The following is a 14,046-nucleotide window of genomic DNA, read 5'->3' as shown; positions in this document are numbered from 1 at the left end:
ATCGCCGCGACCATGACTGATCTCAGCTGCTCAAGGCACGCCCCAAGGCATGCAGCCTTCCACAGCATCCTTGCATTGACCTCATCTTCGACGTGACATGGAGGCATGAGCGATCTTGCGACCCGCACCTGCACCTCCTGCACCGGCGCCCTGTCGCCCATGGACTTGGGCGCGGCGGCGCAGGCCCTTGCCGGGTTGCCCGGCTGGACCCTTGCCGCCGACGGTCGCGCGCTGACCCGTCGGTGGGAGTTCAAGGGCTTCGCACGGGCCGTGCAGATGGCGAACCTCGCCGCATGGCTGGGCGAGACCCAAGGGCATCACCCGGACGTGCGCTTTGGCTGGGGTTACTGCGAGGTGACCTTCACCACGCATGCCGCGGGCGGGCTGACCGAGAACGACCTGATCTGCGCGGCCCGGCTGAACGCCATCACCGCTTCCTGATAGTTCAAGAGCTTCGGAACTGCCTACGGGAAGGCACGGGTATGGAGCTGTTCGTGGCCTTCCTGACTGAAGGCACTGCCCCAACGCACTCCGCGAGATGATCAAAGCTGGTCCAGTTGCCGGCGGATATGCGCGGCTTCTGCGGCGGTGCTGGCCAGCGCGATAGCGCGGCCGAATGCTTCGCGAGCCTCACCGCCGCGCCCAAGCTCGCGCAGCAGGGTGCCCCGCAGCCCGTGGAGGTAGAAATAGCCGTCCAGTGCTGCCGCCAGCGACTCCACGATCTCAAGTGCTGCTTGGGGCCCCTGCAGCTTCAGGATCGCGACGGCCCGGTTCAGCGTGACGACAGGAGACGGTGCGCGCCTTTCCAGCGCCTGATAGAGGCGCTCGATTCCGGCCCAGTCAGTGTCCTTGGGACAGGTGGCACCGGCATGCAGCGCCGCGATCGCGGCCTGGATCTGGTAGGGGCCGGGTCGATGGTGCGGCATCGCCTTGCCCAGCAGGGCGAGTGCCTCACCAATCATCCGGCGGTCCCAGCAGGAGCGGTCCTGATCCTCGAGCAGGATCACGGCCCTGGCAGCGTCGAAGCGCGCCCTGTGCCGGGAGTGCTGGAGCAGCATCAGCGCCAGCAATCCCATCAGCTCCGGTTCGGCCGGAAACATCCGCAGCACGAGGCGTGCCAGCCGGATCGCCTCGCCGCAGAGGCTCGCGCGTTCGCTGGAGGGGTGAGCGTCGGTATAGCCCTCGTTGAAGACCAGATAGATCATTGCCGCGACTGCCGCGATCCGCTCGGCACGCTCGGCGGGACCGGGCGTCTCAAAGGGGATGTCGGCCTTGGCGATGCGCGCCTTGGCACGCGTGATCCTTTGTTCCATGGCAGCCTCGCTGACAAGGAAGGCCGCGGCGATCCGAGCGACCGGCAGCCCCGAAACGATCCGCAGCGCCAGCGCGATTTGCTGCGTCATGGACAGTTCTGGGTGACAGCAGACAAACAGCAGCCGCAAAATGTCATCACGGCAATCGGCCGCGTCAAGCCGCTCGGCCAGATCGGTTTCGGTCGCGCGGTCGAAGGCCGGATCGTTGGAAGGAAGCTGCCTCAGGCGTCGCGCCTTCCGCACCTGATCCAGTGCAGCGTTGCGCCCCACCATGATCAGCCAGGCCGCCGCATCCCGAGGCGGGCCTTTCTCGGGCCAGTTCTTCAGGGCGCGCAGGCAGGCCTCCTGGAAGGCCTCCTCGGCAAGATCGAGATCGCGGAACCAGCGCAACAGCGCGGCCAGCACGCGCGGACGCGCCCCTACCAGGCGAGCCTCGATCCAACTCGGGTCAGGTGTCCGTGTCATCAGTCCCAATTCCATTGGATAGGTGATCGAGGGCATTTGACAGACCGCTGTCGCGCCCAAGGGACCGCCACTCGGCCCGGGTCCGGCCTGCTGCATCCGCAAGCCGGACCGGGCGGGTATGGCGGCCTCCTTCCTATGGGAAAGGAGCGCGTGGAGCACTTCGCCCTCGACCCTAGAGAGCCGCCCTCCTTCCTACTCACCTGTCCTTTGCCAGCTTCCCGTCCGTCTGGCTGAACAGTTCCACGAGTTCCGGCGTCAGGCTCTCGGCGAAATCCTCCATCTCGTAGAGAGGGCGTATTTCCAGTTCGCTGGGGCCGGGCATCGGATTGGGGCAGCGCTTGGCCCAGGCGATGGCCTCGTCCATGTCGCGCACGTTCCACAGCCAGTAGCCCGCGATCAGTTCCTTGGTCTCGGCAAAGGGGCCGTCGATGACCAGCCGCGACGGCCCATCGAACGCGATCCGCTTGCCCTGCGAGGAGGGCTTCAGCCCATCCCCATCAACCATGATCCCGGCCTCGGCCAGCTCCTCGTTGAACTTGCCCATCGCCTCCAACATCTCGGCCGAGGGCATCACGCCCTGTTCGCTGTCCTCGGTCGCCTTCACGAATACCATCACGCGCATCGGTCTTCTCCCTTGGTGGTTCCGGCAATAGTCGCCTTCCAGAGATAAAGACGTAGCACGGCCGGTGATCCCGACATCGCAGAAAAGGTTTTTTCGCCCGGGCCATCTGCACCATGGCGCGCTATGCGTAGCCGTTTAAGCCCCAACCAATTTGACGACGTCGACCATGCGACATCTGCGAAAAACGCCCTTCGCGCGGTGGACCCGGAGCGCGGCTGATTTTGATCTGCTCGGTAGGGCGACGAGGGGGAGAGGTTGACTGGCAAGAGCATGCGCCTTGCTCGCCGTTCTCATCCGAAGCCCGCGTCCGGGCGCCCTGCGTAAGTAGCTGTATTCGGCCTTCGGCGGACGGTCAAAGTGTGCTGGGTATTGCAGTGCGACCTTCTCAAAACGGGCGTTCGACCGGGTTGCAGCGAAGCAGGATGGCCAACTGCCGCTATGCGGACGAAAGCTGCCGTTCGCAGCACATGGGGAGCGGCACCTTGAGTGCAGATGTGACCGCTTTGCCTCCAAGAGGCTTAGAACACCTAGCAAAACCTTCTCGCCTGGTTGAGGCAGATGAGGGCGCAGCCGAGGATCACGAAAGCCTCGTGTATGTCGGTGCGTCGCTCATGAGCCAGATGGCGAGGCGGCGAAAGCGGTTGAGCCATGCCGGCGTTCGCTCGACGACCCATCGTGCCGGCCCAGCCTTTCGCTGCTGTCCATGCCTCGCTGTGCGATGCGAGGCGTGGGGCACCATCTAACCGCAACCTGGACGGCAGCAATGGCTCGAAGCCACCTTGTGGCACCGTGAACGCCTGAACCTTCTGGTCGATGGGGAGCTGGGTTGCGCTCTCAGGTCACACTTGTCGTGAAGTTCATACCACGCTCCACGGTCAACTGAAGATTTTGCTACCTATGAACGCGGCGCCCGGCTGATCGTAAGGGAGCATCTGCAAGACGGAGTCCCGAGAAGGTCAGGCGCGGCGCCGGGCAACCGGCCGTGAGAGACCGCGCTCCATGGGGGAGGGAAGCGTAAGCGATCGGCACCACTGCAGGGTTAGGGTCTCCCCGGTGCAAGCTCGAGAACAGATCGGGTGCCGACTACCCGCGCAATCTGGCTCATAGGGGCTGCCGGAACGAACCCGGCGCCCGGCTTCGATTGATGCCATGCAGTTCACGGCGACCTCCAAGTGCTGGAGGACCGCCGTCGAACCCCGAGATCAAACGCCTAGTTTCCGCCCTTCGTGTCGGGATCATGCGTATGGTGACTGTCGCGCACGCCACCTCCGCCCGAGACATCTGAGTCCGGGCCGTTGGTCGGCTCGCCTGGCTTGGGTCCACGATCCTTGGTTGGATCGGGCAGATCGCTGCGCTGATGACTGCTGCCGGGACCGCCGTGATGGCGGTTGGCGGCCTCGGTTTTGTCGGATGTGGACATTGCTCTACCGGTCCTGCTGGAGACCCTGGTTGGTCGTGTTCTGCTTGATGTTGCCCTGCCGTCCCTGCTGGTCCAGGTTGCGGTGGCGCGGGTCGGGGATGTTGGCATCCGTCCGGTCATTGCCGGCGGCAGGCTCGCTTGGGCCCTTGTCGCTGCGGTTCTCCGGCGGGACGGGTGGAAGTCGCTGGGACATGATACTCCTCCTGTGACACGGGAAGAACGGCTGGAGCAGGATTTTGTTTCATAAGCCCGCGAAGGCTGCCGGTGCTACGCCCTCATGACCCGGCCGATCGCATCGCCCACGTCACCGGCCCTAGGCCGAAAGATGGCCGGGTGTCCCACGACCACACGAAGATGGACAGCACGGTCCATTACCTCGAGACCGAGGTCGCGCTGAGCCTCTCCGAGCATCGACCTTTGAACACCTGCCGACCGGCCCACCGAGCCGGTCGGCCCATAGCAGCCGTTCGAGCCCGGCACCGCGAAACGGCGTAGCTCCCCCAAAGCGGTCCTTCATGTGTGCTGCAGCATCTCAGACAGGAACTTTTCACGGTGGCCCGCAACGCAATCCAAGCCTCTGAGCATCGATCTCCTTCTGTCGGTCCGTAAATGGTAGGCGCTTGGTTCAGTAGGATCAACAAGGGCTCGGCAGACGAAGCAGGCCCCGATCCTCAACCGACGTCCAGGGCCGGTTCCACGCCGCGCGTCGAAGATCGCCGGGCTCATGACTGATCGCTGCCGCTCCAGGCACGCCGGCGGGCATGGAGGCTTCGGCAACATCCTTGCATTGCCCTCGCCTTTCGTCGTGGCATTGCACCATGAGCGTCTTGCGACCCGCACCTGCACCCCCTGCACCGGAGCCATGCCGCCCATGGATGCAGGCACGGCCGAAAAGGCCCTTGCCACGCTGCCCGGCTGGACACTTGCCGCCCACGGCCGGGCGCTGACCCGTCGATGGGAGTTCAAGGGGTTCGCACGGGCCGTGCAGATGGTGAACCTGGCCGCATGGCTAGGCGGGACCCAAGGGCATCACCCGGACGTGCGCTTCGGTTGGGGTTACTTCGAGGTGACCTTCATCACACATGGTGCGGGCGGGCTGACCGAGAATGACCTGATCTGCGCCGCACGGCTGAACGCAATCTCTGACCATTGACTCGCTAACGCGGCCTGCTCGGCGCGATCGCTGATTTATCCATTCGCACCGAGATGTTGAGCCGCATCTCCGAACGATTGCGGCGGAAGCAGTAGAGGATCAGACGCTGTGTTCAGGACAGCTCCGTCTTGCCGTTCGCAAGAAGGTCAAAAGACCGCGTTGCCCTGCCTGCACGCCGGGCAGCATTCTTTTGGTGGCTCCATGTGGCGGCACCATTGCCCAAGATGTCGGCAGGCGGTTGCCTTGTCGACAGGCTTGCGTGCCGCACATGCGACGACGAGTTGCGTTCGCCGCTTCCAGATGCCTTGGCTTTTCCCATGGACAGGCAGCTGAACATCCTCGTGATCGAATCCGACGAGACGCGCGCACATTCCGTTGCCGAAGCGCTGGCCTCGGATGGCACCTGCCGGGTTGTGATCCTGGCCGACACGAGCGGTCTTGACCGCCGGATCGCTGAGATGGACCCCGATGTCGTGCTGATCGACGTCGCCCATGCCTCGCGCGACGTGATCGAGGAAATGGCCGTCGCGACCTCGCCCAAGGAACGCGCGGTCGCCCTGTTCGCGCCCGGCGGCGACACCGCCTTCATGCGCGCGGCCATCGAGGCGGGCGTCTCGGCCTATGTCGCCGAGGATGTCCGTCCCGAAGTGCTGCGCCCGGTGATCGACCTTGCGATCGCCCAGTTCGCCACGGTGCGGCGGCTGCGGCTGGAACTTGAGGCCACCCGCCGCGCGCTGGACGAGCGCAAGGTCATCGACCGCGCCAAGGGCATCCTGATGCGGGCGCGTGGCCTGCCCGAGGAGGAGGCCTATGCGCTGCTGCGCAAGACCGCCATGGACCAGAAGAAGAAGCTGGCCGAGGTCGCCGCGGCGCTGGTGACGGCGGCAGGGCTTCTGGGATGAGCATCGGAACCCTCCGCGTCGCCTGGGTGCCGCTCACCGATGCCGCGCCTGTCATCATTGCACGGGAAATGGGATTTGCGGCCGCCGAGGGCATCGCGCTCGAGCTTGTGCAGGCGCGGTCATGGGCGCTGCTGCGCGACTTCCTGGCCGCCGGGGCGGTCGAGGCGGCGCATATGCTGGCGCCGATGGCAGTGGCGCGGGCGATGGGGCTTCTGCCCTCGCTGCCGCCGGTCGAGGCGCTGATGGTTTTGTCGCATGGTGGGCAGGTGATCGGGGCCTCGGCCGCGCTGGCCCGCGACCTGCCGCGGCTGACGGATGCGGCGCAGGCGGCCGGAGCCATCCGGTCGGCGGCCGGGCCCCGCCTGCGCATCGGCGTGCCCTTCACCTTCTCGACCCACGCGCTGCTGATGGCGCGCTGGCTGGGGCCGGGGATCGAGATCCGCACCGTGCCCCCGCCGCAGATGGCTGCCGCCCTTGCGGGAAAAGAGATCGACCTGTTCTGCGTGGGCGAGCCATGGGGCACCGTTGCGGCCGAGGCGGGGGTGGGCACGATCCTTGCCTCGGGGCGCTCGATCTGGGCCGCGCCCCCGGAAAAGGTGCTGGCGGCAAGGGCAGGATGGGCCGAAGCGCGCCCCGAGGCGGCCGGGGCGCTGATGCGGGCGGTCTGGCGGGCAGGGCGCTGGCTCGACGGGCGAGGCAACCGGGGCATCGCCGCCGAGATCCTGTCGCGCCCCGAATACCTGGGCCTGCCGGCCGAGACGCTGGAAGCGTCGCTGACCGACCGCACCGCCTTTGTCCTGGCCCCCCCGCCGGGACCGTTCTTCACCTTTCACGACGGCGCCGCGAGCTTTCCCTGGCGCAGCACCGGCGCGCTGATCGCCGCCCAGCTTGCCCGGCGCTTCGACCTGCCGCAGGAACCGGCCGGCCGCGCAGGCGCCGCCATCTTCCGCACCGATCTGTATCGCAAGCACATGCGCGCGGCGGGCGCGGACCTGCCCGGCGCCTCGATGAAGGTCGAGGGGACGCTGGCCCACCCGACCGCCGTCGCATCCGAGCGCGGAACGATGATTCTCGCACCCGACAGGTTCTTCGACGGCTGGATTTTTGATCCTCCGGTGGACTGACTGCCCAGCGTTTGCGCAAAGACGCGGCGCGGGCGGGCAGGACGATCCTTAAGTCCAAGTTTTTCCACCCTCGCGCTTGCGGCAGCGCAGCAAGCCTGCTGTCCTGCAGAACAGGAAGCCTGCAACGGCGCAGCCTTCCGGCACCTCGGGTGCCACCCTTCCGCGACGCCGCGGACCCCTGGACATTCACCGCCGACATGCCGGCCCGTCGCGGCCCCCGCATGCCCGCTTTCTTCGATGCCACGCCATCCGGAGCCCGAAGTATGGCCGATCCCGCCGTTTCCCCCGCCATCCACCCGACCCGCGCCCTTGTCCTCTCGACCGGGGCCTTCACCATCTGCTTCGCCGTCTGGACGATCTTCGCGATCATCGGGCTGCAGATCCGCGAAACGCTCTCTTTCTCCGAAACGCAGTTCGGCCTGCTGGTCGGGATGCCGATTTTGACTGGGTCGCTGATCCGGGTCCTCCTGGGCGTCTGGACCGACCGCCTGGGCGGCCGCACCGTCTTCACCCTGACCATGCTGGCCGCCGCCGCGGCGACATTCCTTCTGTCCTTCGCGCAGACCTATCCGCAGTTCCTGCTCGCCGCGCTGGGCGTCGGGATCGCGGGCGGGTCCTTCGCGGTGGGAGTGGCCTATGTCTCGCGCTTCTACCCGGCCGGGCGGCAGGGCACCGCGCTGGGGATCTTCGGCGTCGGCAACGTCGGTGCCGCCGTGACCAAGTTCGCGGCACCCTTCCTGATGCTCGCGCTGGGCTGGCAGGGGGCGGCGCAGGTCTACGCCGGGGTGCTGGCCGCGACCGCCGTGCTCTTCTGGTGGCTGAGCGAGGAAGACCCCGTCACCGCCGCCCGCAGCCGCGGCGAGGCCCCGGCCCGCAGCTTCGCCGCCGAGTTCGCGCCGCTGTCCGATATCCGCGTCCTGCGCTTCTCGCTTTACTACTTCTTCGTCTTCGGCGGCTTTGTCGCGCTGGCGCTGTGGCTGCCGCGCTATCTGGTCGGCGTCTACGGCTTCGACGTCGCCGTCGCCGGCCTGATCGGCGCGGCCTATTCCATCCCCGGCTCGATCTTCCGGGCCTGGGGCGGGGCGCTGTCGGACCGTCACGGCGCAAGGGCCGTGCTTTACTGGACCTTCGGCGTCTCGGCGCTGGCTGCCCTTGCCCTGTCGCTGCCCACCGGCCAGACGGCAATGGCACCGGCCGCCTTTATCGCGCTGGTCTTCGTCCTTGGCCTGTTCATGGCCATCGGCAAGGCGGCGGTCTTCAAGCACATCCCCGTCTATTACCCGCAGAACGTGGGCGCGGTCGGGGGCATGGTCGGCATGATCGGGGGCCTCGGCGGCTTCGTCCTGCCCATCGTCTTCGGCTGGCTCAAGGACGCGACGGGGCTGTGGTCCAGCTGCTTCATGGTGCTGTTCCTGATCGTCGCCGCCTGCTTCGCCTGGATGCACCTGACCGTGCGGCGGCTGGACCGCGCGCCCGCAGGCCAGCCGGCATGACCCCCCTGATGCGAGGACTTCCCGTGACACAGCGACTTGTCGTCATCGGCGCCGGCATGGCCTCTGGCCGGATGATCGAGCACCTGCTCGACGGCGCTCCCGAGGGTTGGGACATCACCCTCTTCAACGCCGAGCCGCGCGGCAACTACAACCGGCTGATGCTGTCGCCGGTGCTGTCGGGCGAAAAGACCTATGCCGAGATCGTCACCCATGACGACGGCTTCTATGCCGCCCGCGGCATCGCCTGCCGCTTCGGCGAGACGGTGACGCGCATCGACCGCGCCCGGAAGGTGGTGGTGTCGCAGGGCGGCGAGACGCCCTATGACAGGCTCGTCATCGCCACCGGCTCGGCCCCCTTCATCATCCCCGTCGCGGGCCGCGACCTTCCGGGCGTGGTGAGTTACCGCGACCTCGAGGACACCAACGCGATGATTGCCGCCAGCCGACCCGGCGCGAAGGCGGTGGTGATCGGCGGCGGCCTTCTGGGGCTGGAGGCCGCGGCGGGCATGGCCGCGCGCGGCGCCGACGTGACGGTGATCCACCTGATGGGCCACCTGATGGAGCGCCAGCTCGACCCGGCGGCGGGCTACCTGCTGCAGAAGGACCTGGAACGGCGCGGCATCCGCGTCCATTGCAAGGGCGCCACCAAGGCGATCCTTGGCCGCGACCGGGTCGAGGCGGTGCTGCTGGAGGACGGCACCGTCTATGGCGCCGACCTCGTCTGCATGGCCGTGGGCATCCGCCCCGAGGTGCGCATCGCCACCGACGCCGCGCTGGACGTCGAGCGGGGCATCACTGTGGACGCCCGGATGCGGACCTCGGACCCGTCGATCTTCGCACTTGGCGAATGCGTCGAGTTCGAGAGCCAACTTTTCGGCCTTGTCGCGCCGCTCTACGACCAGGCGCGGGTGCTGGCGGATGTGCTGAACGGCGGCGACGCGGCCTTCCGGCCGGTGCAGACGGCGACCAAGCTGAAGGTCACGGGCTGCGACCTGTTCAGCGCCGGCGACTTCGCCGAGGCCCCCGGCCGCGAGGAGATCGTCTTCCGCGACCCCGGCCGCGGCATCTACAAGCGGCTGGTGATCGAGAACGACCGCCTGATCGGCGCGGTCATGTATGGCGACACCGCCGACGGCAACTGGTTCTTCCAGAAGATCAAGGAGGGCACCGACGTCAGCGCCACGCGCGAGACGCTGATCTTCGGCCCGGCCTTTGCGGGGGGCGTCCAGTCGGACCCTCTTGCAGCCGTTGCAGCATTGCCGCCTGAGGCGGAGATCTGCGGCTGCAACGGCGTATGCAAGGGCAGGATCGTGCAGGCGATCGAGGGCGGTGCGACCGACATCGCGCAACTGCGGGCGCAGACAAAGGCCTCGGCTTCGTGCGGGACCTGCACGGGGCTGGTGGAACAGGTTCTGGCGCTGACGCTGGGCGATGCCTTCCAGAAGCCTGCGGCCCAGCCGATCTGCGGCTGCACCGACCTGACGCATGAGGAGGTCCGCCGCCTGATCAAGGCGCAGGAGCTGAAATCCATGCCGGCGGTGATGCAGGAACTGGGCTGGCGCACCTCCTGCGGCTGCCCGTCCTGCCGCCCGGCGCTGAACTTCTACCTGCTGGCGGACTGGCCGCTCGATTATCGCGACGACGCGCAGAGCCGCTTCGTCAACGAGCGGCTGCACGCCAACATTCAGAAGGACGGCACTTTCAGCGTGGTGCCGCGCATGTGGGGCGGTGTCACCAACGCGCGCGAGCTGCGCGCTATCGCCGACGCGGCCGAGAAATACGACGTGCCGATGGTCAAGGTCACCGGCGGCCAGCGCATCGACCTGCTGGGCGTCAGGAAGGAAGACCTGCCCGCCATCTGGGCCGACCTGAATGCCGCCGGGTTGGTGTCGGGCCACGCCTATTCCAAGGGTCTGCGCACGGTGAAGACCTGCGTGGGATCCGAGTTCTGCCGCTTCGGCACGCAGGATTCGACCGGGCTGGGGATCGCGCTGGAACAGCGGCTGTGGGGGTCCTGGACGCCCCACAAGGTCAAGCTGGGCGTCTCGGGTTGCCCCCGCAACTGCGCCGAGGCCACCTGCAAGGACGTGGGCATCGTCTGCGTCGATTCCGGCTACGAGATCGGCGTCGGCGGCGCGGCCGGCATGGACGTGAAGGAAACGCAGCGGTTGCTCAAGGCCGGGACCGAGGCCGAGGCGATCGAGATCACCGTGGCATTCGTCCAGCTTTACCGCGAGCACGCGAAGTATCTCGACCGGCCCTACAAGTGGATCGCCAAGGTCGGGCTGGACTGGGTGCGCGACCAGATCGCCGATCCCGCCACCCGCGCCGGGCTGATCGAGCGCTTCGACCTGTCGCAGCGCGTTTATCAGAAGGACCCCTGGGCCGAGCGTGCCCGCCCCGACGCGGCGCGCCGCTTCCGCCCCGTCGCCGATCTTTCGCTGGAGGCCGCCGAATGACCATCTGGATCGACATCGCCGCGCTGGACGACATCCCGCAACGCGGCGCCCGCACCGTCAGGACCGCGCAGGGCTGCGTGGCGGTGTTCCGCACCTTCGACGACCGGGTCTTCGCGCTGGACGACCGCTGCCCCCACAAGGGCGGGCCGCTGTCGGACGGGATCGTCCACGGCCATGCCGTCACCTGCCCGCTGCACGCCTGGGTGTTCAGCCTGGAAACCGGCATGGCGCAGGGCGCCGACACAGGCGCGGTCGCGACCTATCCGGCGCGGGTGGAGGCCGGCCGGGTGCTGATCGACGCCGAGCGCCTGATGGCGAGGCGGGTCGCATGATCCGCTCGACCTGTCCCTATTGCGGCGTCGGCTGCGGGGTGATCGTGAGCCCGGCCGGGAGTGGCCTGACGGTCAAGGGCGATCCCGACCACCCCGCCAACCGCGGCAGGCTGTGCTCCAAGGGCACGGCGCTGGGCGAGACGGTCAGCCTGTCGGGGCGGCTGGTGTCGCCCGTGATCGACGGGGCCGAGGCGGGTTGGGACACCGCCCTCGACCATGTCGCCGCGCGCTTCCGTCAGACCATCGCGGCGCATGGGCCGGACTCGGTGGCCTTCTACCTTTCAGGGCAGATGCTGACCGAGGATTACTATGTCGCCAACAAGCTGATGAAGGGCTTCATCGGCAGCGCCAACGTGGACACGAACTCGCGGCTCTGCATGGCCTCGACCGTCGCGGGGCACGTCCGCGCCTTCGGCGCCGACACGGTGCCCGGCACCTATGAGGACCTGGACGAGGCCGATCTGGTCGTCCTCGTCGGATCTAACCTTGCGTGGTGCCATCCGGTGCTGTGGCAGCGGGTCGAGGCCGCCCGCGCCGCGCGGGGCACGCGGGTCGTGGTGATCGACCCCCGCCGCTCGGTCACGGCCGAGGCCGCCGGCCTGCATCTGGCCGTCACGCCGGGGGCGGATGTCGCGCTGTTCAACCGCCTGCTGGCCGCCATCGCCGAACGGGGGCTGACCGATGCGGGTTTCCTGTCCCATGTGACAGGCGCCGATGAGGCGATTGCCGCGGCCCGCACCGAAAGCGGCGAAACCGGCCTTTCCCCCGCCGATCTGGCGCGCTTCATCGACCTGTGGTGCCGGACCGAGCGCGTCGTGACCATCTTCTCGCAGGGCGTGAACCAGTCCAGCAGCGGCACCGACAAGGTGAACGCGATCCTGAACTGCCATCTGGCGACGGGCCGGATCGGGCGGCCCGGCATGGGGCCCTTCAGCGTCACCGGCCAGCCCAACGCCATGGGCGGGCGCGAGGTCGGGGGGCTTGCCAACCAGCTCGCCTGCCACCTGTCGCTGGAGAACCCGGACCACCGTGCTGCCGTGGCGGGCTTCTGGAACGCGCCAAGGATGGCCGAGCGGCCCGGGCTCAAGGCCGTCGAGATGTTCCGCGCGGTGGGTGACGGACGGATCAGGGCGCTGTGGATCATCCACTCGAACCCCGCCGTGACCCTGCCCGAGGCCGATGCCGTCCGCGCCGCCATCGCCAGTTGCGACTTTGTGGTGGTCAGCGACGTGACCGGGGCTACGGACACCGCGCGGCTCGCGCATGTGCTGCTGCCCGCCGCCGCTTGGGCCGAGAAGTCGGGCACCGTCACCAACTCGGACCGCACGGTCAGCCGCCAGCGCGCCGCCCTGCCACCGCCGGGGCAGGCGCAGCCCGACTGGTGGGCGCTGGCGCAGGTCGCACGGCGGATGGGCTTTGGGGGCTTTGACTGGGACGGGCCGGCCGCGATCTTCCGCGAGTACGCGGCGCTGTCGGGAATCGCGGGCGGGCTCGGGCGCGACTTCGACATCTCGGGCAAGGCCGGGATGCCTGACGCCGAATACGAGGCAATGGAGCCGTTCCGCTGGCCCTTCACCGCCACCCGGCAAGGCGGCCGCTTCTTCGCGGACGGCCACTTCCTGACCCCCGACGGCCGCGCCCGCATGGTTCCCGTGACCGCCCGCGCGCCCGCGGCGGGGCTGACGCCCGAACGGCCCTTCCGCCTGAACACCGGCCGCATCCGCGACCAGTGGCACACCATGACCCGCACCGGCCGCGCCCCTCGGCTGAACAGGCACCTAGGGGAGCCCTTCGTCGAGGTGAACCCGGCGGATGCGCTTCGGCTGGGCCTGGCTCCCTTTTCACTGGCCGAGGTCACCAGCGACTCCGGCCGGGCGATCCTGCGCGTCGTCGTCACCGATCGCGTCGCCAGCGGCCAGCTTTTCGCGCCGATGCACTGGACCGGCGAAACCGCCCCCACCGGCCGGATCGACGCGGTCATCGCCGCTGCGACCGATCCGCTCTCCGGCCAGCCTGAATCCAAGGCAGCGGCCGTGACTCTCGCGCCGTGGACTGCAGGCTGGTTCGCCTTCGCCGTCAGCGACGACGTCCTTGCCCCGTCCACGCCCTACTGGGCGCGCCGCAAGACCGAAACCGGACTTGCGGCCGAACTGGCCGCGCTCACCCCTCCGTCCGAGGGCGCCGAGGCCATCGCCCGTGTCCTCTTCGGCCTGCCCGACGCCGAACTGATCCGGTCCGACGACCCGGCGCGTGAACTGACGACGCTTTGCTTCGTCAGGGATGGCCGGATCCGGGCACTGCTGTTCGCGGGGCCGACGCCGGTGAGCCTTGCCCGGGAGAGCGTCATCGCGCGGATCGGCGCTCCCGTCGGACGGGAGAGCTTGGCCCCGCGTGCCGGGACGGATCAACCGGACGAGGGCCCGATCCTCTGCGCCTGCATGGGGGTCGGCCGCAACCGCATCGCCGCCGCCATCGACGCGGGCGCCCGCGACGTGGCGGCGGTCGCCGCCGCGACCTGTGCGGGCACCGGATGCGGCGCCTGCCGTCCCGAGATCGCCGCGCTGATCGCCGTTGCCTCCGTTCCCGCCATGGCGGCGGAATAGTCGATGAAGACATCCCACATGGTCCTGAACGTCTCCCGGCGTGCATTGTTATCATGAACGGCGGCGAGCAGGTCGTCCGGAACGGCCCTCACACCGCCGCCCCGGACGCACGATCCCTTGCGGCCCGAAGCGGTCGTTCGCATGGTGCCGGCATGCAGCG

11 protein-coding genes and 1 pseudogene are annotated in these 14,046 nt (G+C 68.2%); 8 read left to right on the top strand and 4 right to left on the bottom strand.

The genetic code is table 11. The features are described from left to right. The first annotated feature begins 105 nt into the window (after positions 1-105). Positions 106-441, top strand: coding sequence for a 4a-hydroxytetrahydrobiopterin dehydratase (locus ACFFII_RS03890; RefSeq protein WP_377697586.1), 336 nt, complete (start codon positions 106-108; stop codon positions 439-441). A gap of 101 nt (positions 442-542) precedes the next feature. Here the strand turns inward: ACFFII_RS03890 and ACFFII_RS03885 are convergent, their stop codons facing one another. The 4 genes and pseudogenes from ACFFII_RS03885 to ACFFII_RS03870 form a co-directional block, all read right to left on the bottom strand. Continuing rightward, positions 543-1,778: an RNA polymerase sigma factor gene (locus tag ACFFII_RS03885; protein ID WP_377697585.1), complete on the bottom strand. Its 1,236-nt coding sequence runs from the start codon at positions 1,776-1,778 to the stop codon at positions 543-545. 196 nt (positions 1,779-1,974) lie between these two features. Beyond that, a complete protein-coding gene (locus ACFFII_RS03880; protein WP_377697584.1) occupies positions 1,975-2,391 on the bottom strand; it encodes a YciI family protein in 417 nt (138 codons plus the stop codon). Positions 2,392-2,927: 536 nt separating this feature from the next. Further along, positions 2,928-3,129 (bottom strand): annotated as a pseudogene (locus ACFFII_RS03875) (transposase); the annotation flags it as partial. A gap of 695 nt (positions 3,130-3,824) precedes the next feature. Beyond that, positions 3,825-4,013, bottom strand: coding sequence for a hypothetical protein (locus tag ACFFII_RS03870; RefSeq protein WP_377697582.1), 189 nt, complete (start codon positions 4,011-4,013; stop codon positions 3,825-3,827). Positions 4,014-4,682: 669 nt separating this feature from the next. Here ACFFII_RS03870 and ACFFII_RS03865 point away from each other — a divergent pair. The 7 genes from ACFFII_RS03865 to ACFFII_RS03835 all read left to right on the top strand — a co-directional run bounded on the left by ACFFII_RS03865 (position 4,683) and on the right by ACFFII_RS03835 (position 13,886). Further along, positions 4,683-4,973, top strand: coding sequence for a 4a-hydroxytetrahydrobiopterin dehydratase (locus ACFFII_RS03865; RefSeq protein WP_377697581.1), 291 nt, complete (start codon positions 4,683-4,685; stop codon positions 4,971-4,973). Between the two features lie 317 nt (positions 4,974-5,290). Next, positions 5,291-5,875, top strand: coding sequence for an ANTAR domain-containing response regulator (locus ACFFII_RS03860; protein WP_377697579.1), 585 nt, complete (start codon positions 5,291-5,293; stop codon positions 5,873-5,875). Further along, a complete protein-coding gene (locus tag ACFFII_RS03855; RefSeq protein ID WP_036719282.1) occupies positions 5,872-6,999 on the top strand; it encodes a CmpA/NrtA family ABC transporter substrate-binding protein in 1,128 nt (375 codons plus the stop codon). The genes ACFFII_RS03860 and ACFFII_RS03855 overlap by 4 nt, the downstream gene beginning before the upstream one ends. Before the next feature lie 263 nt (positions 7,000-7,262). Further along, positions 7,263-8,492: an MFS transporter gene (locus ACFFII_RS03850; RefSeq protein WP_377697577.1), complete on the top strand. Its 1,230-nt coding sequence runs from the start codon at positions 7,263-7,265 to the stop codon at positions 8,490-8,492. A 23-nt stretch (positions 8,493-8,515) separates the two neighbouring features. After that, entirely contained in the window at positions 8,516-10,951 is a 2,436-nt protein-coding gene (nirB, locus tag ACFFII_RS03845) for a nitrite reductase large subunit NirB (protein ID WP_377697576.1), read from the top strand. Further along, positions 10,948-11,283: a nitrite reductase small subunit NirD gene (gene nirD, locus ACFFII_RS03840; RefSeq protein WP_036719273.1), complete on the top strand. Its 336-nt coding sequence runs from the start codon at positions 10,948-10,950 to the stop codon at positions 11,281-11,283. The genes nirB and nirD overlap by 4 nt, the downstream gene beginning before the upstream one ends. Next, positions 11,280-13,886: a molybdopterin-dependent oxidoreductase gene (locus tag ACFFII_RS03835; RefSeq protein WP_377697575.1), complete on the top strand. Its 2,607-nt coding sequence runs from the start codon at positions 11,280-11,282 to the stop codon at positions 13,884-13,886. The genes nirD and ACFFII_RS03835 overlap by 4 nt, the downstream gene beginning before the upstream one ends. Positions 13,887-14,046: the final 160 nt, after the last annotated feature.

This window comes from Paracoccus niistensis (assembly GCF_042432925.1).
GTDB lineage: Bacteria > Pseudomonadota > Alphaproteobacteria > Rhodobacterales > Rhodobacteraceae > Paracoccus > Paracoccus niistensis.
Note: the sequence above shows the minus strand (reverse complement) of the source record. Positions and strands in the feature narration are given on the sequence as shown.